This is a genomic window from Aminobacter aganoensis (assembly GCF_014206975.1).
GTDB classification, from domain to species: domain Bacteria; phylum Pseudomonadota; class Alphaproteobacteria; order Rhizobiales; family Rhizobiaceae; genus Aminobacter; species Aminobacter aganoensis.
The window spans coordinates 162,521-184,011 of the sequence record NZ_JACHOU010000001.1; the positions used below are offsets into that span (position 1 = coordinate 162,521).

Consider the following 21,491-nt stretch of genomic DNA (forward strand, 5'->3'; position numbering starts at 1 on the left):
AGATGTTCATCCTGCGCTTCCTCTGGGCGGTACTGACATCGCGGTGGCTCTGGACCTTGATCGGCCTGGCGCTGCTGTCGCTGATCATCTGGATCTTCGGCCCGATCGTCGCCGTCGGCCAAAGCACGCCCTTTGCCTCCGAAACCGTGCGCATGGCGATGATCGCCGGCCTTGTCATCCTCTGGCTGATCTGGCTGATCCTCGCCCAGCGCCGGGCCATACGCGCCAACCGGGTCTTCGTCGCCGAGATAGCCGCCCCGGCTGTCGAAAAGCCGCTCACCCCGGGCGAGCAGAGCGTGGCGGCGGTCGGCGCCAAGTTCCAGGGCCTGATGGACGAGATGAAGCGACGCAAGCTCGGCGGGCGCAAGTTCCTGCGCGAGATGCCCTGGTACGTCATCGTCGGCCCGCCCGCCACCGGCAAGACCACGGCGCTGCGCCAGTCCGGCCTCAACTTCCCGATCGACCTGACCGACGACATCCAGGGCGTCGGCGGCACCCGCAACTGCGACTGGTTCTTCTCCGAACACGCGGTGCTCATCGACACCGCCGGCCGCTACGTCCAGCAGGAAAGCCAGCCGGATGTCGATGCCGCGGAGTGGCTGGGCTTCCTCGACCTGCTGAAGAAGCATCGCGGCAGGCGGGCGCTCAACGGCGTCATCGTCGCGCTGTCAATCGATGCGCTTTCCGAGGGCGACGAAGCGATCAAGGCGCACGGGCGCAAGATCCGCCGGCGCCTGTCCGAATTGAACGAGCGCCTGGAAATCCGCCTGCCGGTCTATCTGATGCTGACCAAGGCCGACCTGATCAAGGGCTTCGAGCCCTTCTTCGGGGGCCTCTCCACTTCAGCCCGCGAACAAGTCTGGGGCGCGACGTTCGCACCCGACGCGCGCGTCGACGGCAAGATGGTGGCGAGCGAGATCTCGCTTCTGGCGACCGAGCTCGAGAAGCGGCTGGTTCCGCGCCTCGAAGATGAAGACGCCCTCGCCAATCGGGCCGAGATCTTCCGCTTCCCGGCCCAGGTCGAAAGCCTGTCCGAGCCGGTCCGGCTGCTGGTCGAGCAGATCTTCGGTGAGAGCCGCTACGAAGACAGCGCCTGGCTGCGCGGCGTCTATCTCACGTCGGCAACGCAGGAAGGCGCGCCGATCGACCGGCTGACCGCGGCACTTTCTTCGTCGTTCGGCTTGCCGCCACGGCGGGCGATGGCCTCGCCTCGCGTCGAGAAGCGCAGCTTCTTCCTCAAGAACCTGCTCACGGAAGTCGTCTTCAAGGAAGCCGGCCTCGGCATGTTCGATCCGGTCGCCCAGCGCCGCCGCACCTGGATATGGCGCGCCGCGGCCGCCGCGTCAGGCGCAGCCGTGCTGTTGGCGGGCATTCTATTCGGCCTGTCCTACTACGACAACCGCAACGCCATCGCGGCACAAGCGGGTCAGCTCGAGGCTTTGCAGGCACCGCTGGCGCCCCTGTCCGCCCGCCCGGCGCCGGTTGACGCGCCCGACATCGACGTCGCCCTTGCCGCCATGTCGGAGGTGGCCGGTGCCCGTACCGCACCGCCCAGCGGTGTCCGCGACCTGCTTGGCCCGACGGCCTCGCCGGAGCTGCTGCGAGCCCAGGCCGACAGCTACGACCATGCCCTGCGTAACATCCTCGAGCCGCGCATGGTGGCCTTGCTCGAAACGACGATGTGGCGACAGGTTCGCGATCCCGAGTTCATGCTGGGTGCGCTCAAGACCTACCGCATGATGACCGGCCTGTCGCAGATGGACCCCGATTTCGCGCAGGCCTGGTGGGTCAACGATCTGCCCGAATTCGCGCCGGTGGCGCCCTTCCCGACCGCCGACGCCGAAGAGCACCAGCTTGCCGCCATCCGCCGCATGACGGTCGATGCCAGCTACGTCGCGCCCGACCCCGCGCTGGTCGCCGAGGCGCTGAAGAGCGTCTGCACCATTTCCCTGCCTGCGCGCGCCTACAAGCAACTCTTGGCCGATCCCGCCGTCGCCGAGCTGAAGGAGTGGATCCCGGCAAACTTTGCCGGCCCGAACGGCTCCAAGGTGTTTGCCCGGCGTTCGGACAAGACGATGCGTGTCGGCATTTCGGGCGCCTTCACCTATGCCGGTTTCCACGACGTCATTCTCGACCGCCTCGAGGAGGTAGCCGCCCAGGCGGCCCTGGACCGCGCCGTCTTTGCCGGCGGTTGCGCCGAAAACGCGGAAACCTCGGTGTCGGCGCTGTCGGAGGACATCCTCAAGCTCTATTACGAGGACTTCATCGCCCAGTGGGATAGCCTGCTGCGCGACATCCGGCTGGCCCCTCTGACCGATCTCAACGTCGCCAGCGAAAACCTCAAGGACCTCTCCAGCGCCGATTCCGCCCTCAAGCGCCTGGTCACGGCGGTGGTCCACGAAACCGATCTCGTGCGTTCGGACGAAGAGCCGGCAGGCGACAACAAGGCGGCCTCCAAGGGCGCCAACAAGCTGCTCGGCAAGCTCGGCAAGGTCGGCAAGCTCGCCAAGGCGGGTGCCAAGCTGCTGCCGCGTGCAGGCTCGGCCGCCGAAGTCGACATGACCGGCACGCTCGTCGCCGAGCATTTCAAGCCGCTCAAGGGGGCTGTCGCCGAGGTCGACGGTCAGCCGCCCATGCTCGATGCCGCAGTCGTCGCACTTACTGCGCTGTCAAACGTACTGCAAACCGTCACCGCCAATCCCGACCCGCAGGATGCCATCAAGAAGCAGGGTGGCCTCGCCGAACTGACCGGTGCCGTCGCGCGCCAGGCGCAGATTCTGCCCGACCCGATCGACGACTGGCTCGGCGGCATCGCCGGCGACACCAGCGGCCTGACCGAGAAGGCTGTCACCTCCGAGCTCAACGCCATCTGGCGCGCCGACATCCTGCCGTTCTGCCAGGCGGCCTTGACTGACCGCTATCCCTTCAGCCCGCAAAGCGCCGTCGACGTCAACGTCCGCGATTTCGCCCGCCTGTTTGGTCCCGGAGGGCTCATCGACGCCTTCACCAACGATCATCTGATCAGCTATGTCGACACCGCCAAGCAGCCTTGGACCTGGCGCGCCGATTTCGGCCTCGACGCCTCCGCCCTCGCCGCCTTCGAGCAGGCGCGGCGCATCCGCGATGATCTGTTCCCCGGTGGCACCGGGCCGCTGATGAGCTTCACACTCGAGCCCAAGGATTTGTCGCCCACAGTCACCCGCGTGACGCTCAACCTCGATGGCCAGAGCCTCGTCTACTTCAACAACGCCACCCGCCCGCAGCCGATGACCTGGCCGGGCAAGGATGGCACCGGCACCATTTCGCTCGCCTTCCAGCCGATCGACGGTTCGCCCGAAGTGATCGTCAACGAGACCGGCAGCTGGGCCTGGCTGCGGCTGCTGACCAAGGGCCGCTTCACCGGCACGGCCCTTTCCGACGTCTACAATCTGCGCCTGGGCGCCAAGAACTTCTATGCCGACTTCGAGCTCAAGGCGGCAAGCGTGGAAAATCCCTACAACCTCCAGATGTTCAAGAGGTTCACGTGTCCCTCGAACATCTAGGCACCGGTTTCTACGGCAAGATCCCGGCGACCGGCGATTTTGTCGGTCGCGGCCTGCCGGGCGACTTCGTGCGGTCCTGGGATCGCTGGGTCGCAAGCCATCTGGCGCCGCTGCAATCCTTTGACCTCTGGGCCGACGATGTCGCCCTGCGCTTCCTGCTCGGCAGCCGGGCCAATGGGCCGATGGCCGGCATCGTCGTGCCGAGCAGCGACCGCGCCGGCCGCCGTTTTCCGCTGACCGTTGCCGCTCCGGTTTCTGTCGCGCTGGATAGCCTGGCTGTCTCGGCAGTGGAGTGGTTCGACGATGTGGAGGCCGTGGCCGACGCCGCGCGGCATGGCGATGTCGGTCCCGACGCGTTCGCCGAAGAACTGGCCGGACTGCCTTTCCCCACGAGCGAAGCCCACGGCGAGGCCGTTCTCGGCATGCTGTTCTGGACCAAGACCTGCGTGCCGATGGACGTCGATCCCGCCGAGCCGCGCTCGGCGCTGGACCGGCTGCTCGCGGCGAACGCGGAGACCGGCTGATGCAGATCTGGAACCAGACCGGCTTCGTCCACGAATTCACCATGGGCATGGACAAGGAAGCCCGCGAGTACCTGGTCGTGGTGGTCAAGGGCACGTTCGATTTCCCCGCCACTCCCGGCGGGCCAGTGCGCAAGTCGACCGAACAGGTGCCGCTAGTCATGGCCGACATCCCCAGCGGCGCACCCGGCTATTCCGCCACGCTCTGGGAAACCGACTTCGCCTTCCGCAAGCCGCGCTGCGACGTGATCGCCAATGGTTGCGCCTATGCGCCCGGCGGACGGCCGGTCGAACGCGTGCCGGTGGGCATCAAGATCGGCGCCTGGCAAAAGCTCTTCGAGGTGGTCGGCACCCGCGAATGGCGCGCGCGCGGGCCGCTGTTCATGGCAACGGCGCCGCAGCCCTTTCTTCGCCAGCACTTTTCCTACGACACCGCCTGGGGCGGCACCGATCGCCTCGACCCGGAGGACAAGCTGCCGGCGAGCTACAAGCTTAATCCCGTCGGCACCGGCTGGGCGCGCACCCGCAACCAGAACCTGATCCCGGGGCTCAGGCTGCCGAACACCCAGGCCATCGGCGAAGACATCGCCTCGCCCTTTGGCGACTACAGGCCGATGAGCTTCGGCCCGATGGGACGCGGCTGGCCGGGCCGCATCGAACATGGCGGCACCTACGACGACAACTGGGCCAAGAACATCTTCCCCTTCCTGCCGCCGGACTTCGACGAACGCTATTTCCAGATGGCCCCGCCCGACCAGCAGATCGACCCGCCGAACGGCGGCGAGGAGGTGGTGCTCGTCAACCTCACGCCCCAGGGCAAGACTTGGTTCACCCTGCCGCAGGCCACATTGCCGATGACGATCTTCCGCGACGGCGACAAAGTGTTGGAACGCTCGATCCTGCCCGACACCTTGCTGTTCGACCCCGACAACCGCCGTCTGTCGATGGTGTGGCGGGCAGACGTGCGGATACTGAAGATCATCACCGAGTTCGAGGAGGCCTGGATAGGCCCGCCAACCGAAACGATGCTCAGGGCTCGGCGAGAGGGCAAGGAATACGCCCGCGACGTGGCGAAGCGGCAGGAATTCGTGGACGACGAACAGGATGCCGCATGACCGCCCATCTCGCCATTCTTGCCAGCGGGATGGTCACGGCCGTCGGCCTCGACGCGCCTTCGGCCTGCGCCGCGATGCGGGCGCGCCTGGACGGATTTCGGGAAACGGGCTTCCAGTCGGGCCCGGATGAGGCCTTGGTCGGCGCTCCGGTGCCGCTGGTTCACGAAATGCTTGGCGAGCGTCGCATGGCCTACATGGCGGCGGCGGCGATACGCGAGTGCTTCGATGCCCTGCCTGAGGCAAGGGCTGCGGCGACGCACCTGATCCTGTGTGTTGCCGAACCCGCGCGTCCCGGCGCTCCAGTGACCGACAGCAAGCGGCTCGTGCAGCGCATTGGCGACCTGCTGGCAGGGCCGGCCAACGGACCCGCACGCGTGATTAGCGAGGGCAGGCCCTCAGGGCACGCGGCCCTGCGTACCGCCGCCCGGCTTCTGGCGGATGCAGAGGCCGAATATGTCGTCATTGCAGGCGTCGACAGCTACCTGACCTCGGGGACGATCACACATTTCCTGGGCGAGAACCGGCTGCTGACACCGGACAACGCCAATGGCTTCATTCCCGGGGAGGCTGCTGCGGCCATCCTTTGCGGCAAGGCGAGCCGTGGCGCCTTTCGGCTTGCCGGGCTCGGCCTCAGTCGCGAACCGGCATTCATCTACAATGGCCTCGACGAAAACGGCGCGCATCTTCCCCTGCGCGGCGACGGCATGACGGCGGCATATCGAGATGCGCTCGGCGAATGCGGGATAGAGATGGCGCAGCTCGGCTACAGGATCGCCGATCTGGTCGGCGAGCAATATTGGTTCAAGCAATCGGCCCTCGCCTCGATCCGGCTGGTTCGCGGCGCCCATGGCTTCCAGGACATCTGGTCCCCGGCTGAGTCGCTTGGCAATGTCGGGGCGGCGGTCGTGCCGGTGATGATAGGCATGGCGATGGCCGCGGCCGCCAAGGGATATGCAGCCGGTACGCCCGTGTTGGTCGAGGCCTCCGGCGACAGCGGCGCCTGCGGCGCGGCCATCTTTTCCGCGCGTGTGCAGTGATGGCGAATGTCTACGCCAACGGGCTGGAGATTTCGGGCAAGGGCAGCGACGGAAAAACCATAGCTGCCTTCCCCGACACCTGCTTCACCCCACCCCAGACGCCGGCGACACCGCCGGGCGTGCCCATTCCCTACCCCAGCTTCGGCATGTCAGGCGATACCGACAAGGGGACAGGTACGGTCAAGATCGCCGGCAAGACCGTCAACATCAAGAACAAGTCGTATCTGTCGAAGACGTCCGGAACCGAGGCCGGTTGCGCGCCCAAAAAGAACATCATCACCTCGAAAAACACCGGTAAGGAATATTTCCACTCATGGTCGAACGATGTGAAGTTCGACGGTGAACCGGTCATCCGCTTCACCGACATGGCGACCAACGATCATGCCTCGCCACAAGCGGGCACCCCGCCCTGGGTGCATGTGCTCAAGATGAATGTCGGCGGCATTACCTGCGGCAAGCTTCTGAAAAAGATGAACCTGCGGCTTCACCCCCACAACAAGAAGAAATGCCCCAAGGGCTACCAGTCGGAGCACTACGTCGGAAACGAGTATTTCCAGGAGGATCGGGCGAGCAACACGTCCTACGATCAGTGGAAGGAATACAGCGTCCGCAGGGCACCCTGCGTCTGCATCCGCTCGATGAAGCACAAGAAGGGGGGCGGTTTCCAGGAAACCGGCAAGGGCAGCCGAAAGGACACGCCGCACGATACCAAGACCAAGGCCGTCAACGACTACAACGACAAGCGCATGGCACAGACGGGCAGGTCGCCCAAGCTGCGCGGCGCTGTCGCCAAGGGCACCAAATCGATCGCCGAGCAGCACAAGGAGTGCAGGGACGCGGGCCCGGCTACGCAAAAGAAGGTCGCCAAGTGCCTGTCGATGGTCTTCATGGCCTATATGCAGAGTGTCGTCGGCCCACCGCCTCCCGAGAAGACCATGGAGGAGTTGAATGAAATGCGGACCATGCGCCACAGGACGGTCAAATGACGGGTCAAAAGGACATCGACCAGGTCCCGCCCGCTGAAATCTACCTGGAGGCGATGCGGGCGTTCCACGTCGGCGGCACGCTGTTTGGCGTGTCCGTCGAGTTGAGCGACGAGTACAGGGAGCGTGGCCGCTCCTATCTGTTGCTGGTCGATTTCAATGGCCGCCAGGCCCGGTTCGACATTCTGTTGCAACTCGAAAACCAGATGCTGTCACACATCAGCACCTCGCCACAGGATCATGTGCTTCTGGAGGTGGGCGGCCTCACCCATTTCCTGCGCGGAACGGCGCGCACCACTGCGCGGGCGCCGGAGCCCTTCTTTCACAAGCTGTTCCTGCCGGCGGGCGGGCCGCTGTTCACCTATGGCGAGGACGGCAGCGTCTGCCGGTTCGAGGGCGGCACCTGGAAGCCGATCAGGCCCCTGGTGTCAGCATTCCTGAGGACCATGCACGGACCATCCGCCTCGCAGCTTCACGTCGCAGGCGACCACGGCACGCTCCTGCATTTGGTGGGCGACAGCTGGCGACAGGTCCCGCTCGATTTCAACCGTTCCATTCAGGCTATCCATGTCGCCGGCGATGGTACCGTCAGCATCGGCTGCGAAGACGGCATTTGTTTCGAGTACCGCGACAGCGAACTGAAGCAGGTCGACGCACCCGACAGCGACTTCATGTCGATCCGCGACTTCAAGGGGGCACGCTACTGGGGCGACAATGATTTCGGGCTTTTCGTTCAGCAAGATCGAAAGCTGAAGAAGTTCCGTGCCCTCGGATTTGCCTACGCCATGGAGCCGTCGGATGAACTGCTCGTCATTACTGGCTGGAAAGAGGTCTTCGTGTTCGACGGCAGCGGCTGGTCGGGGTTCGAATTCGGCTATGATGGGCACCTCTATATCCAGGCTATCGACATGACCAGGCGCTATATCTGAGGTGCTGCGCCGTTCGCCGCGAGGAATGCCCTCACCTTCTCCAGTTCCAGGTCTCCCACCCGGATCGGTCGCTTGGTGTCCAGCATCCTGACGACGAAAAGCTCCCCCGCCTCCGGGTACTCCGTGTAGCGCTCTAGGGCGATTTTACGCCCCGCCTCTCCTGCGACCCGCAAGCCATCGAGATGCGCTTCCAGACGTTCGACGAGCCTCGCCAGGCGTTCCTCGTCCATGTCGGGGTTTTCATCCGGATGAAGCAGGTGATGATCGTAGACCGTCCACAGGAACGCCGCCATCTCGGCGTGCTGACGTACGATCTCTCGCAGCACCGGCGCTGGCATCAGTTCAGATTGACCGAGCCGCCGCGAATGCGGTTGGTCGCACTGGCGTGGCTCGTGACGTAGGTGCCGCGGATCGTTATGTGGCCATCCTTTTCCATGATGATCGTAGCCTTGCCGCAACGCAGTTCCATGCGCTCCTCGGCGACGATCCTGACCAGGTCGCCGTCGCGAATGACCTGTGGCGCAGATGCCTTGCGGGCCGGCGCGACGATGCGCCCGACGATGAGCGGCCGGCCGACGTCACCGCCCTCGAAAAGTAGCGCCACCTCCGCGCCGATCATGTCTGAACTCATCTCCGCCAGGCTGCGCGCGCGAACCGCTGTCTCTTTCGCATTGCCCGGAAACACGACGAGCGGTGCCTCCCCGTCGAAGCCGAGGAAAAGTCCGATCACAACCCCATCGATACGCTTTGCGGTCTTTGTCATCGCAACTGCCCTAGTTCTGCTTGATCTCCGAACCCTTCATCGTGATGTCGCTTGATGCCTTGACGTTGATCTTGCCCGAGCCCTGGACGGTGATGTCCTTGCCCTCGATGTTGATGGTGCCGTCCTTTTTCATCGAGATCGCCGCCGAGCCGCATTTGATGACGATCGAGTCGCCCGCCTCGATCAGAAGGTCCTTGCCGATCTTGATGGCTCCAGACTCGCCGACCTGAACCAGGCTGCCCTTGGCAATCTTCAGGGCACGGTCGCCACCAACCTCGGTGGTGTCGCCGTCGGCGATCTTGGTGCTGCGGGCCTTGCCGATGCTCGTCGACTTCGCGCCACCGATCTCGAAGGTCTGATCGGCACTGATCTGTACGCTCTGATTGCCCGCGACCTGCCAACTGTCGTCGGCACCGATACTATGGCTCTGCGCGGCGCCGACGCTCACCGAGCGGCTGGCGCCGATCGTGTTCGACTGTGCCGCCCCTACCGTGCGCGTCTCGCTCGCCCCGACGGTGTCGACCCGCGCAGCCCCCACGGTGATGGCCTGTGCAATGGCAACCGTCTGCGCATGGTTGGCGCCGATCGTTTCCGTCGAGTTGGCGCCAATGCCGATGGTTTCGTTCGAACCGACAGTCAGCGAGCGGTTGGAGCCCACTGTCTCGGTGTCGTTCGAACCGATGTTCGTGGTCTGGTCGACGCCGACCTTGACCGTCTTGTTGTTGCCGACGTCCTCATCCAGGTTGTGGCCGACCGAATGCTTCGCGTCGTGATCGATCCGGTCGGACTGGTCGTGCTGCACCAGCTTGGTGCGGTCGTTCTTGACCAGCAGCTTATGGTCCTTCTGCGCCTGGAAATTGACCAGCTCCGAGCCGACCTTGTCTTCGAACATCAGCTCGTTGTAGCCGCCTCCGCCCTTCGATGAGTCGGATTTCCAGCCTGATTGCGTGGCATTGCCCGGCAGCCCGTAAGGCGGCATCTGGGAGGCGTTGTAGACACGGCCGGTGATGATCGGCAGGTCGGGATCGCCTTCGATGAAGTCGATGATCACCTCCTGGCCGATGCGCGGGATCTGGATGAAGCCCCAGCCGCTGCCGGCCCAGGTCTGCGACACCCGCACGAAGCAGGAGCTGTTCTGGTCCTTTTTGCCCAGGCGGTCCCAGTGGAACTGCACCTTCACCCGGGCATACTCGTCGGTGAAAATCTCCTCGCCCGATGGCCCCACCACGGTCGCCGTCTGCGGCCCGCGCATGATCGGCCGCGGCGTGATGCGCGGCGGCCGATAGGGCAGGCTTGCCGGCGCCACGCCGAGAACCACGGTGAAGTTGTCGCCTTCCGTCTTGATCCCGGTGTGGTAGCTCGGGTCGAAGATCCGATACTCGACGCTCAGCACCAGATATTCCTGGTTCTGGTCCTCCCGCGGAAAGCCGTCGAGCTTGAAAGTACAGCCGGAAAAGAGCCCCCGCACCGTGCCGGCTGCGGCGATGCGCTGGTGCACCGCCTGCAATTCCTCGCGGCGCACCGCGGCAATGCTGTCGCCGCGGCCGACATCGAGATGCGTTCCCGGCTGGCGATAATTCTCGCCGTCGGCGAGCTTGTGCCCGAAGGCCTGCTCGGACTTCGCCATCAGGTCGGCACCCGGCTTCTTGAAATCGTAGTCGGTATGGGCATAGGCGCCCGGACGCACCGAACTGCCGGGAATCCACTCGGTGATGTATTCGACGTCGCGCCGCGTGCCCTGCCCTTCGAAATGGTACGGCACCTTCTCGTAGCCTTTTGGCGGCTTGAGCTTGGTCATGGCGTCGGCCAGGATCAGCTTATGCTCGCCGTCGTCGTGCTCGAAGAAGTACATGACGCCTTCGTGCTCGAGCAGCCGCTGCACGAAATCGAGGTCGGACTCGTCATATTGCACGCAGTAGTCGCGCGGCGGATACGATCCCTGCAGCCGCTTGTCGAACTTGGCCGCCCCGTACTTCGAGAAGATCTTCTCGACGATTTCGATGATGCTCATGTTCTGGAAGATGCGGCAGTCGGTGGTATTGCCGAGGAACCACAGCCATGGCCGGACGGTCGCCTCATAATAGGCGAGCCGGTCCTCGATCCGCGTCTGGCGAAAATCCGAAACGAGCCCGCTGAACCAGCGCGTCGGCTCGGACTCGCCTTCGACCGACACGGCGCCACCCAGCATCTTCAGCGGATCGATCTCCGCGTCGCTGCTGACGAAGCCCACCGTGTACGAAAAACAGCGGCTGACCTCGTCTCGTCCGATGAGGTGGGTGAAAGTCAGCGCGTCGCCGCCAAGGGGAGTCCGGACCACTGTCGCGCGATCTTTAGCCATGGCGTCGTGCCTCTCCGGGGACGGCCGGACTTCAGCTTCGAAGCTTAGCACAAGTTTTTCGGCCGGCCAAAGCGGGCACGCGGAAAGGGCTCGACTGGTGGCTGCGAAATGCCCCTGTGCCGTTGTCGTCGCAAACTGCTAGAATAAAAGGGTGAATTGGCACGAGGCTGGCGGAAACAGTCGAGTTGGCGGGCAATTTCGGATGTTCATCAGTCTGACCATCGAGAATGTCGACAGGCTGCCCAATGGCGGGCCGCTGAGCTACAGCTCCGATGGCCGCGGCTTCGCGATCGGCCGTGAAAACCGCGACTGGAACCTGCCCGATCCCAATCTTTTCATTTCCGGCCTGCATTGCGAAGTCCGCTACGACAGGGGCACGTTCTGGCTCTACGACGTGTCGCGCAACGGAACCTTCGTCAACGGTTCCGACCAGCGCCTTTCCGATCCGTATCCGCTCAGCCATGGCGACCGCATCTGGATCGGCCGCTACATCGTCGCCGTCTCGATCGACGAAGGCGGCGCGCACGTTGCCGGCAACGAATGGGGCGACTGGGGTGCTCCGCCACCCCAGCGGGAAGCCCCCGGCCATCCCGCACGCCAGCCGTCGCACGCCGCCGACCCGTTCTTCGCCGACACAGCCAATGGCCAAGGGGCGGCTGGCATCGCCGTCCAGCCAGCACGCCAACCACGCTCCCAGCCACGCGCACCGGCCCAGCAGGTCGCCCAGCCCCCGCTCCATGCTCCCCAGCTCGACGCCAATGAACTGCTCCGGCTGATCGCAGCAGGCGCCGGGGTCTCGCCAGAGGTCTTCCTGCAGCGCGATGCCAGGGATGTCGCCGCCGAGGTCGGTGCGGTGCTGCGGGCCGTCGTCGATGAACTTGCCCTGCTGCTCAAGGCACGGGCGGCTGCCAAGGCCCTGGCAAAGAGCAGCCAGCGCACCATGATCGGCGGCGTCGACAACAATCCGCTGAAATTCATACCGCGCTCGGAAGAAATCCTCGAGATCATGTTCGCCCAGCGGCGCTCGGGCTACCTCGACGCCAAGCACAGCGTCGACGAGGCGTTTCGCGACCTCAAGACCCATGAACTCGCCACCTATGCGGCAATGCAGGCAGCCCTCGCCCGCCTGCTTTCCGAATTGTCGCCCGATGCGATCGAGCGCAAGGTCCCCGGCTCGTCATTCGTCTCGAAGAAGAGCCGGGCCTGGGACCTGTTCGTCGCCACATGGGAAGCCAGGGAACAGGCACACGAGAACGGCATGCTCGATGTGTTCCTCGCCTATTTCAGCGAGGCCTACGCCAAGTCCGCCGGCAAGAAGTAGCGCGCCGCCGTTCACCGTACCTGCGGTGCCCCGGTTTCAATCGGCATGCCCTTGCACTACCATGCTTCCGGGTGTTGGCCGGTCGAGCAGCGCTGATTGACCGGCGGCGCCGGCGGCATCGACGTGCAACGGCATGCGGCCGGGCGTCGTGCGAACCACGGGTGATCGGCGATGAGTTCGAAGGACGATCCTTCCGGCTCCGACGGCAGAACCGTTATTCGCGGATCGCCGCGTCGCGCGCCAAGGCCGGATCAGCCGAGCTCCGTTCCCGATCCGACGATCATCTACACGGGCGACGCCGCTCCTCCTGCCGGTACGGTCATCTTTCAGGGCGTGCCGTTCGGTAGTGTGAAACCGGAGACGGCGAGACATCCCGCAAGGCACGACCAACCGCCGGCGCAATCGGGCATTTCCCAGGATGCACTGATCGATGCCGTGGATGGTCTCCAGTTTGTCGCCTCGAACCCCATCATGGCGGCCGCGGCACCGCTGCTGATGTTGCTCGGCCATCTCAGGTCGACGAGCGTCGAGCTCGATGCGTCCTCGTTGGCCCAGCATGTCGCGACGTCCATCGACGAATTCGAATGGAAAGTGGCCGATGCAGGGGTCGCCGAAGAGGACGCCCACATCGCCAGATACGCACTTTGCGAAACAGCCGACGACGTCATCGCCAACCTGCCGGGGATCGGCCCGGAACAATGGGCGCAGCACAGCCTGCTGAAGCAGTTCTATGGCATCGAAGCTCCAGGGAACGGCTTCTTCGAGGCCCTCAATTCCATCCTCGCCGACCCGGCGGAGCGCTGCGACCTGCTCGAACTCATGCACGCCTGTCTGTCGCTCGGCTTTCAAGGGCCTTTCCGCAGCGCCGCAGGCGAAGCCGACGGTCTGGAAACCGTCCGCCAGGACGTTTATGACGCCTTGCGCTATTTCAGGCCGCGCCCCGATGACGAGATTTCTCCGCACTGGCAGGGCATGGCTGCCATGGCGGGAAAGCGCCCGACCCGGCTGCCGCTTTGGGTGATTGCGGCTGCCGGCGTGGCCTTGGTGACGGGCGCGTTCTTCTGGATGCGCAGCGACATCACCAGCCAGGGCGATGCGCTCGCTGCCAAGCTCCTGGCTCTTACCCCAACGACGCAAGTCGCCATCCGGCGCGCGGGTTTGGGCCCGGTGGCCGAAGAACCGCAGCCGGTCGCGCCGGTTGAGCCCGTGGCCCCGGCGGCAACGGGCGGCCAGATCGACCGCGTCCGTGCGGTTCTTGCGCAGGACATCCAGAGCGGTGGCCTGACCGTCGAGATGAAAGGCGTCTACATCACCGTCGAGATCAACAATTCCCTGCTCTTCGAAACCGGCAAGGCCGACACGAAGCCGGAGTTCGCCCCTGTGGCGAGCCGTATTGCCGCCGCCTTGGCGGCGGAACCAGGGGCCATCAGGGTCGTCGGCCATACCGACAACGTCAAACCGCGCCAGTCGGGCACGTTCAAGTCCAACTACGACCTCTCGGTCGCTCGTGCCGAGGCCGTCGCCAAGGCGCTGGCGCCGGGACTTGGCGACGCAACGCGCCTCACCCCCGAGGGCAAGGGCGAGGACCAGCCGATTGCCGACAACGCGACGCCGGACGGGCGGGCATTGAACCGTCGCGTCGACATCATGCTCCGGCGCGAGGAAACGCCATGATCGCCGGCGGTCATGTCAGGTGGCGCCCATGACGGCCTGGCTATGGCGGACCGTGAGCTTGCTGGCACTGGCCGGCCTTTGCGCGGCCGTGTGGTTTGGCGGGCCGCTGATCGTGTTCGACGGCAGCCGTCCATTGTCTTCCGACTGGCTGCGGCTGGCCATCATCGGCGTCATCGTGATCGCGATTGGCGGCGTCTATCTGTTGCGCGGTCTGCATGCACGCAGTGCCCAAAAGGCACTCGAAGCGGCAGCCGTGGGCGGTCGCGCCTATGGTGACGACGCAGGGTTGCTCGAAACCGGAATGCTCAAGGCAATCGCCACGCTCAAGCGTGCCAGCGGCAGGCGCAACTTCCTCTACGAAGTGCCCTGGTACGTCATCATCGGCCCGCCGGGTGCCGGCAAGACCACCGCGCTGGTCAATTCCGGCCTCAAATTTCCGCTCGCCGTCTCCGGCACGGCGCAGCCGGTTCCCGGTGTCGGCGGCACCCGAAACTGCGACTGGTGGTTCACCGACGATGCCGTCCTGATCGACACCGCCGGCCGCTACACCACGCAGGACTCGGATGCCGAAGCCGACCGGAAGGACTGGCTGGTGTTCCTGTCTCTGCTCAAGAAGCATCGTGGCCGGCAACCGATCAACGGCATCATCGTGGCCATCAGCCTGTCCGATCTGCTGGCGCCCGGCGATCAGGATGCCGGCGCGCATGCCATCGAGATCGGCAACCGTCTGCAGGAAATCAGCGAGGTCCTGAAGATCAGGTATCCGATCTACGTCCTGTTCACCAAGGCCGACCTGGTTGCCGGCTTCATGGAGTGTTTCGGCGCCTTCGATGAAGACCGGCGGCGGATGGTCTGGGGTGCCACCTTCCAGGCAGCGGATGATCGCAAACCCATGGTCGGCGAAGCGCCTGCCGAATTCGACGCGCTGGTGAAGCGTCTGTCGGAGGAGGTGCCGGACCTTCTGCAACAGGAACCGGACCCGCTCGCACGCATTGCTGTGTCAGGTTTTGTCGCGCAGTTCGGTTCGCTGCGCCAGCGCGTCACTGACTTCCTGGTCCGCGTTTTCGATCCGGCAGCGCGGCAGTCCAGTGCCGTCCTGCGCGGTTTCTATTTCTCCTCCGGCACCCAGGAAGGCACGCCCATCGATCGTGTGCTCGGCGCCATGGGCCGCAGCTTCGGCTCAGCCTCCACCGGCCAGATGTCGGGCACCGGCAAGAGCTTCTTCCTGCACGACCTGCTTGCCAGGGTCATCTTTGCAGAGGCCGGCTGGGTTTCCCACGACGATGCCGCCGACCGGCGCGCCAGGCTCTCCCGCTACGCCGGAATCGGCGCCGTTGCCTTGCTGGCAACGGCCGGGCTCGCTGCCATGGGGGCGAGCTACACCGCCAACAGGTCGCTGATCGCAGCCACCGGCCAGGCTGCGGAAAACTATAGTTCATCCGCCAGCGCGCTTTTGACTGCCGACGAGGTCGCCGACACCGATCTCGAAAACGTCATCGACGCCCTGGAGGAAGTCCGCAACCTGCCTGCCGGCTACGAAAGCCGCGACGAGCCGACGCCGCCGGCGGAAATGCTGGGCATGAGCCAGCGCCCGCGTCTGCATTCGGCAACTGCAACGGCCTATGGCGCGGCCTTGGAAAGGATGCTGCGCCCGCGGTTGCTGCTGCGTGTCGAACAGACCCTGGAGGCGAGGATGAACGATCCGACGGCGCTTTACGAAGCGCTCAAGATCTACCTGATGCTCGGCGGCAAGGCCCCCAGGACAGACGACGAACAGATCGTTTCGTGGATGAAGGCCGATTGGGAGCGCAACCGCTATCCCGGACCGCAAAATCGCGAAGGCCGCCTCATCCTCGAAAAGCACCTGCGCGCCATGCTGGCGCTCGACGACGGGACCAACCCGTCGATCGAGCTCGACCGCGCCGTCGTCGAGGCCGCCCAGCGCGCGCTTGGACGCATGACGGTCGCCGACCGCGCCTCCGCGCTGATTTCATCGGCCACATCCACGGCCGCACTCAGCGACTTCTCCGTGGCAGCCAGGGGCGGAGCGGAAGCGAAGCTGGTCTTCGAGACGATCGACGGCAGCGATCTGTCCACGCTTCGCATCCCCGGCCTCTACGGCTTCGCCGGGTTCAATGATTTTTACCTCGACCAGATGGCGGGCATCGCCCAGAAACTGGCCGATGAGCAGTGGGTGCTTGGGGCCGGCGCCGAGCAAGGCGATGTCGAGCAAGAACTGCTCAGGCTCGGCCCCGAACTGCTCGAGCGCTACAGCAACGAATTCGCGCGAACATGGAACGACACGCTCGACAGGCTGAAATTCAGGCCCATGTCGGAAGACAAGCCCGAATATCTCGCCCTTTCCGCAGCCGGCTCGGCCAGTTCCCCGCTTGCGCAACTGTTCGAGGCAATCGCCAGGGAAACGGCGCTGACCCGTGCCACCGGTACCGCTGACGTCGATGCCCGCGCCGAAGGGCTCTCGCGTATCGGTATCGAACTAGCCGGCCGCAAATCGAGCAGCCGTGCCGGAGCCGCCTTTGCCAATGCGCCGACGCTGGTGCCGGGCGCCAACATCGAGGCCCAGTTCCGGCCGTTCCAGCTCCTCGTCGACGGCCGTCCCGGCCAGCGCCCCATCGATGCGCTGATCCAGAACTTCCATGCCATCTACCAGAACCTCACGGTGTCGGCTGCAGCCCCTGCCCGTGCCGACCGCGTCAATGCCAACCTCCAGCTGCAGATCTCCAATCTTCGCGCAAACGCCTCCCGCCTACCCAGGACGCTGGCGCGCATGGTTCACGCCGTGGCCGACGATTTCGAGGGCGACGTCGCCGAGACGTCGCTGGCGCAACTCGGCCAGATGCTCGAGCAAGCGGTCAGTGGTCCGTGCGAGGAAGCCATTGCGAACCGCTATCCTTTCGGCGGCGGCAGCACGCAGGATGTGCCCATCGCCGATTTTTCCCGCCTCTTCGCGCCGGGCGGCATCCTCGACCGCTTCTTCGCCCAGAACCTGGCCTCGTTTGCCGACATGTCGGGCCAGGAGTGGCAATGGAAACAGGAGTCGCGCCTCGGCCGTGGCCTGTCGAAATCGACGCTGAAGCAGTTCCAGCTGGCTTCGGAAATCCGCGACACGTTCTTCCCGCTCGGCGGATCGACGCCTGCCGTGAACCTCACCTTTACGCCCTTTTCGCTGCATGGCGACGCCGACATGGCGCTGCTCGACGTCAATGGCCAGGTCGTCCAGAGCTACCAGAATGGCAGCAGCCCTGGCACCGTCACCTGGCCCGGCAGCCAGGCCGCCGGCGCCGCCAATCTCAGCCTGACGCCGGAGTTGCCCGGCCGCGACTCCGCCCTCAGATTCGAGGGGCCATGGGCCCTCAAGCGGCTGCTTGATGCCGGCACCTCCACCCTCAACGGCGACAAGCTGGAGTTGCGCTTCGTCATTGGCGGCCGCGACGTCGCCTACACGGTCCAGGTCAACCCGCCGGGAAATCCCTTCTCGCTCCCTGCTTTCTCCGGCTTCACCTGTCCGAAAGGCCTTTGACCCGGCGCACCGACACCCGCCTGTTGATTTCGATACTCTAATGCCCGGCCCTGTGGCAGACTGGCCGGTGCGAGCGTTTCCACGCAACGCAGAGGGGCGCTCGAGAAGCGCTTGAGGCCGTTGAACAATGTCGCCCTCCCCTTCGAAAGCTATGGCGTAAGCCACAAGGGCTGCGTTCGCCAGATCAATGAAGACAGCTACCTGATGGAGCCGCGCAGCGGCCTGTGGGTCGTCGCAGACGGCATGGGCGGCCACGATGCCGGCGAAGTCGCCTCGGCCACCATCATCGAACATCTCGCCACGATCGGCATCGCCAGTTCGGCGCCCGACCTGCGCGCCCGTTTCGAGGACCGCCTGCGCAAGGCGCATTCCGACATCCGCGACATCTCGGACCAGCGTGGCGCGACCATCGGCTCCACCGTCGCCGCCCTGCTGGTCATGGACGGCAAATTCGCCTGCCTGTGGCTGGGCGACAGCCGCGTCTATCTGGTCCGCGACGGCAAGCTCTCCCAGGTTTCGCGCGACCATACCGAGGTGCAGGAACTGCTCGACCGCGGCGCGATCACCGAAGCCGAGGCGCGCACCTGGCCGCGCCGCAACGTCATCACCCGCGCCATCGGCGTCAGCGACGACATCGCGGTCGATTTTCGCCAGGGCGAAATCCGGCCCGACGACGTCTTCGTGCTCGGCACCGATGGCCTCACGGCACATGTGACCGATGCCGAGATCGAAGCGTCGGTGGCGTCGACCATGCCCCAGGCAGCTTGCGAAGACCTGCTCGCGAAAGTGCTCGCGCGCGGCGGAACGGACAACGTCACCATTGTGCTAGTGCGGATTCGGGGCGCGACCGACGGTGCATCATCTGAACCTTTGGCGGGAGGCCGATAGAGGCCAGCGACACGACGCGACCATATTCGAGCGCAGCGCCGCAACAGGGCGTGCGTTGCTGGTTGCGGTATGTCTGGCGGCATGGTCACTGCTGTTCGCTCCGACCGACGCCCGCGCGGAGTTCACCGTCTGCAACCAGACCCTCGACGTCGTCAATCTTGCCGTCGGCCAGCAGGTGGAGAGTGCCTTCCAGACCGACGGCTGGTGGACCATCGGCGCCAACCAGTGCGTCAACGTCATCCGGGACGAGCTCTCCAACCGCTACGTCTACATCTACGCCACCGATGTCTTCGGCAACGCGATCCTCAGCGGCTCCACCGACATGTGCGTCGAGCGCAAGCGCTTCACCGTGCGCGGCATCGAGGAGTGCTGGCAGCGCGGCCACATCGCCGCACGGTTCTTTGAAGTCGACACGCTGGACCAGGCGCGCTGGACCTTCTTTCTCACCGGGCGCTCGCCATGACGCACGGCATCGATGCCAGCTTCAAGCTGCAGAAGCAGGAGCGGCTGGCGCGCCGCAAGCGTGAACGCCAGTTCAAGGTGATGGTCGCAGCAGGCATCTTGCTGCTGCTCGCCGTCGCCTCGGCCGCCTACTTCACGTCCGACTATTGGCTGCCCGGCGAATATGAAGGCGATCTGGCGCCGACAGAGGACGTCGACATCGTCCCGCCCGACGCCGCCGTCTATGTGCCTGCCATCGTCGACCTCGCCGGCGACCCGATGTGGATCAACCTGGCGCATGAGGCCGGGGGCGAGACCAAGCGCCGCTCCATGGCCCGCCCGGTCGATCTCACCGAGGACGGCATCTCGCCGAAGATCGAATATCTCTCCGACACCATGCTGAGCTCCAGCGAACGCTTCATGACGGCGATACCCTCGACACAGGAGGATTTTGCCTTCTTCCAGGCGCAACGGGCGGTAGCCGAGCCGGCGGCAGGGCAGCAAGTGGATGTCCAGCCCGCACCGCCGGCCACGACCGATCTCGATGAGATCGAGCCCGAAGGCGATGACGCTTCAGACCTCGCCGCGGGCTGGGGCGAAACCATCGACCAGGGCGAAGCAGCGCTGCCAGAGTTCGAAAAGACCGCCGTCGAAAACAACACCAGCGTGGCAACCGTCACACCGGAACCCGAGCGGTTCGAGGCGACCGAAGACATCTTCGTCAAGATACTCACCAACCGCACGCTCGAAAGCGTGGCACTCGAGGCGCATTTCGCCGCTGACGAGGCGAAGCTGGTCAACGACGCGCTCAAGGCGGTTTTCAAGCTGGAAAACCTCGAACCCGGATATGTCGTCGCCTTGCGCGGCTTCAGGCCGCGACGTGGCGCGTCGGCAATGGCGCTGATGCAGGTCTCGGTCTATGCCATGAACAGGTTCATCGGCACCCTCGCCCGCAGTTCTGCCGGCCAGTTCGCCTCCGGTGTCGACCCGTGGGTGCGCGACGACCTGTTCAACTATTCCGGTGCCCCGCAGGCAGGAGCCCAGAAGCGACAGTACCGCCTTCTCGACGCCATCTATTCGACGGCCGCGCGCAACAACGTGCCCACAGGCGTGCTCGGCGAAGCCATCATGTACCTGTCGCGCGGGCAGGACCTGAACGCCTTCGCAACGGAAGATCAGCGCCTCGTGCTCCTGTATTCCGAAACGGCACGCGGCAAGGACGGAGTCGCCGGTCGCGTGCTGTATGTCGGCGTTCACGGCACGGACAAGAAGCTTGAATGCTTTGTATTCCTGCAGAGCGACGGACAGTTCTCCTGCATCGGAGGTGACGACCAGGTCCGCTCGCTGGCAACGACGAACGGCATGGCCACGCCGGTCAATGGCGTCCTGACGTCGACCTTCGGGCCGCGCAAGCATCCGATCCTGAAGACCGTCCGCATCCACAAGGGCGTCGACTGGGCAGCGCCCATCGGCACGCCGATCGCCGCAGCCTTCGACGGCCAGGTCGTGTTCGAGGGCGACGGCAAGGGTTACGGCAATCTCATCCGCATCTCGCACGCCAACAATCGCGAAACCCGATATGCCCACATGCAGCGCTTCGCCGACGGCATCAGCGTCGGAACCACCGTCAAGGCAGGCGATGTCATCGGCTACATCGGCACCACCGGCCTGTCGACCGGCCCGCATCTGCATTTCGAACTCTATCAGGACGGTCAGGCCATCGATCCGCTCGGCACGGTCACCGTCACCGTGGCCGCGGCCACCGCGAGCACGGTCTCGTCGGACGAGTTAGCCATCGAGGTGCTGACCAATCGCATCGTCCATGTCGAGAGCGGCGGCAGCGCCCGCGCCAAGAACCCGCTGTCGTCGGCGACCGGCCTCGGGCAATTCATCTCCAAGACCTGGATCAGGATGATGAACACCTACCGCCCAGACCTGGCCAGCACCTTGTCCACCGCCGAACTGCTGGAACTTCGTTACGACCCGACCATCTCGCGCGAAATGGTGCGCAACCTGGCGCGCGAGGGTGAAGCCTACCTCAAGGCGCGGGGCCACCAGATCACCGCCGGTCGTCTCTATCTGTGCCATTTCCTCGGCATGGAAGGCGCCAATCAGGTGCTCGCTGCCTCCGGCGATGCGATGCTGGTCGACGTGCTGGGCGTCCTCGTGATCAAGGCCAATCCCTTCCTGACCGGCAAGAACGCCAACTACGTCATTGCCTGGGCCGAAAAGAAGATGACCGGCCGTGCACCGGCGATTGCCACGCAGCCGTCCGCACCCGCGGTGACGCAAGAGGTGCGACAGACCTCCCCCGAGTTCGAGAAATACAAGCAGGCAATCGCCAAGACCCTGACGTCGGTGGAAACCACGCTGTGATCGCGATGGTGCATTACAGCGA

Annotated in this window: 15 protein-coding genes; 12 read left to right on the forward strand and 3 right to left on the reverse strand. The window is 64.9% G+C overall.

Annotated elements, in window-relative coordinates; all coding sequences use genetic code 11:
* Positions 1-2: 2 nt before the first annotated feature.
* The 6 genes from tssM (GGR00_RS00790) to GGR00_RS00815 are packed head-to-tail and all read left to right on the forward strand — an operon-like array spanning position 3 to position 8,127.
* Positions 3-3,542, forward strand: coding sequence for a type VI secretion system membrane subunit TssM (tssM, locus tag GGR00_RS00790; protein ID WP_184697161.1), 3,540 nt, complete (start codon positions 3-5; stop codon positions 3,540-3,542).
* The gene (gene tagF, locus GGR00_RS00795) at positions 3,524-4,066 is read left to right on the forward strand and encodes a type VI secretion system-associated protein TagF (RefSeq protein WP_184697164.1); all 543 of its coding nucleotides are present in this window, start codon (positions 3,524-3,526) and stop codon (positions 4,064-4,066) included. Before tssM (GGR00_RS00790) ends, tagF begins: the two co-directional genes overlap by 19 nt.
* Positions 4,066-5,178 (forward strand): DUF2169 family type VI secretion system accessory protein, encoded by a 1,113-nt coding sequence (locus GGR00_RS00800; RefSeq protein ID WP_184697167.1) that lies wholly within the window; start codon positions 4,066-4,068, stop codon positions 5,176-5,178. The genes tagF and GGR00_RS00800 overlap by 1 nt, the downstream gene beginning before the upstream one ends.
* Positions 5,175-6,215, forward strand: coding sequence for a beta-ketoacyl synthase N-terminal-like domain-containing protein (locus tag GGR00_RS00805; protein ID WP_184697170.1), 1,041 nt, complete (start codon positions 5,175-5,177; stop codon positions 6,213-6,215). Before GGR00_RS00800 ends, GGR00_RS00805 begins: the two co-directional genes overlap by 4 nt.
* On the forward strand, positions 6,215-7,201 hold the full coding sequence (locus GGR00_RS00810; protein WP_184697173.1) for a DUF4150 domain-containing protein: 987 nt from the start codon (positions 6,215-6,217) through the stop codon (positions 7,199-7,201). The genes GGR00_RS00805 and GGR00_RS00810 overlap by 1 nt, the downstream gene beginning before the upstream one ends.
* A complete protein-coding gene (locus GGR00_RS00815; RefSeq protein WP_184697175.1) occupies positions 7,198-8,127 on the forward strand; it encodes a hypothetical protein in 930 nt (309 codons plus the stop codon). The genes GGR00_RS00810 and GGR00_RS00815 overlap by 4 nt, the downstream gene beginning before the upstream one ends.
* On the opposite strand, the gene GGR00_RS00820 is transcribed toward GGR00_RS00815, so the two are convergent.
* Genes GGR00_RS00820 through GGR00_RS00830 form a run of 3 tightly spaced genes read right to left on the reverse strand, consistent with a single transcriptional unit; the run spans position 8,118 to position 11,228 of the window.
* Positions 8,118-8,465, reverse strand: a complete 348-nt coding sequence (locus tag GGR00_RS00820; protein ID WP_184697178.1) for a hypothetical protein — start codon at positions 8,463-8,465, stop codon at positions 8,118-8,120. The two genes, GGR00_RS00815 and GGR00_RS00820, sit on opposite strands and share 10 nt — an antisense overlap.
* A complete protein-coding gene (locus GGR00_RS00825; protein ID WP_055976637.1) occupies positions 8,465-8,890 on the reverse strand; it encodes a DUF6484 domain-containing protein in 426 nt (141 codons plus the stop codon). The genes GGR00_RS00820 and GGR00_RS00825 overlap by 1 nt, the downstream gene beginning before the upstream one ends.
* Before the next feature lie 10 nt (positions 8,891-8,900).
* Positions 8,901-11,228, reverse strand: a complete 2,328-nt coding sequence (locus tag GGR00_RS00830) for a type VI secretion system Vgr family protein (RefSeq protein WP_184697181.1) — start codon at positions 11,226-11,228, stop codon at positions 8,901-8,903.
* Positions 11,229-11,430: 202 nt separating this feature from the next.
* On the opposite strand from GGR00_RS00830, the gene tagH reads away from it, so the two are divergent.
* The 6 genes from tagH (at position 11,431) to GGR00_RS00860 (ending at position 21,469) form a co-directional block, all read left to right on the forward strand.
* Positions 11,431-12,549, forward strand: coding sequence for a type VI secretion system-associated FHA domain protein TagH (tagH, locus tag GGR00_RS00835; RefSeq protein WP_184697184.1), 1,119 nt, complete (start codon positions 11,431-11,433; stop codon positions 12,547-12,549).
* Positions 12,550-12,720: 171 nt separating this feature from the next.
* On the forward strand, positions 12,721-14,223 hold the full coding sequence (tssL, locus tag GGR00_RS00840; protein WP_184697187.1) for a type VI secretion system protein TssL, long form: 1,503 nt from the start codon (positions 12,721-12,723) through the stop codon (positions 14,221-14,223).
* Positions 14,224-14,251: 28 nt separating this feature from the next.
* Positions 14,252-17,764: a type VI secretion system membrane subunit TssM gene (gene tssM / locus GGR00_RS00845; protein ID WP_184697190.1), complete on the forward strand. Its 3,513-nt coding sequence runs from the start codon at positions 14,252-14,254 to the stop codon at positions 17,762-17,764.
* Between the two features lie 120 nt (positions 17,765-17,884).
* On the forward strand, positions 17,885-18,652 hold the full coding sequence (locus GGR00_RS00850) for a PP2C family protein-serine/threonine phosphatase (protein WP_184698027.1): 768 nt from the start codon (positions 17,885-17,887) through the stop codon (positions 18,650-18,652).
* A gap of 55 nt (positions 18,653-18,707) precedes the next feature.
* Positions 18,708-19,115 carry a DUF1036 domain-containing protein gene (locus GGR00_RS00855; RefSeq protein WP_246441250.1) on the forward strand — a complete coding sequence of 136 codons (408 nt, stop codon included), beginning with the start codon at positions 18,708-18,710 and terminating at the stop codon, positions 19,113-19,115.
* On the forward strand, positions 19,112-21,469 hold the full coding sequence (locus GGR00_RS00860) for a M23 family metallopeptidase (protein WP_184697193.1): 2,358 nt from the start codon (positions 19,112-19,114) through the stop codon (positions 21,467-21,469). Before GGR00_RS00855 ends, GGR00_RS00860 begins: the two co-directional genes overlap by 4 nt.
* Positions 21,470-21,491 lie beyond the last annotated feature (22 nt).

Excerpts from the sequence above, each read along its gene's own strand:
- tssM (WP_184697161.1), top strand. The coding sequence starts at position 3 with ATGTTCATCCTGCGCTTCCTCTGGGCGGTACTGACATCGCGGTGGCTC.
- GGR00_RS00800 (WP_184697167.1), top strand. The coding sequence starts at position 4,066 with ATGCAGATCTGGAACCAGACCGGCTTCGTCCACGAATTCACCATGGGC.
- GGR00_RS00805 (WP_184697170.1), top strand. The coding sequence starts at position 5,175 with ATGACCGCCCATCTCGCCATTCTTGCCAGCGGGATGGTCACGGCCGTC.
- GGR00_RS00810 (WP_184697173.1), top strand. The coding sequence starts at position 6,215 with ATGGCGAATGTCTACGCCAACGGGCTGGAGATTTCGGGCAAGGGCAGC.
- GGR00_RS00815 (WP_184697175.1), top strand. The coding sequence starts at position 7,198 with ATGACGGGTCAAAAGGACATCGACCAGGTCCCGCCCGCTGAAATCTAC.
- GGR00_RS00820 (WP_184697178.1), bottom strand. The coding sequence starts at position 8,465 with ATGCCAGCGCCGGTGCTGCGAGAGATCGTACGTCAGCACGCCGAGATG.
- GGR00_RS00825 (WP_055976637.1), bottom strand. The coding sequence starts at position 8,890 with ATGACAAAGACCGCAAAGCGTATCGATGGGGTTGTGATCGGACTTTTC.
- GGR00_RS00830 (WP_184697181.1), bottom strand. The coding sequence starts at position 11,228 with ATGGCTAAAGATCGCGCGACAGTGGTCCGGACTCCCCTTGGCGGCGAC.
- tagH (WP_184697184.1), top strand. The coding sequence starts at position 11,431 with ATGTTCATCAGTCTGACCATCGAGAATGTCGACAGGCTGCCCAATGGC.
- tssL (WP_184697187.1), top strand. The coding sequence starts at position 12,721 with ATGAGTTCGAAGGACGATCCTTCCGGCTCCGACGGCAGAACCGTTATT.
- tssM (WP_184697190.1), top strand. The coding sequence starts at position 14,252 with ATGACGGCCTGGCTATGGCGGACCGTGAGCTTGCTGGCACTGGCCGGC.
- GGR00_RS00860 (WP_184697193.1), top strand. The coding sequence starts at position 19,112 with ATGACGCACGGCATCGATGCCAGCTTCAAGCTGCAGAAGCAGGAGCGG.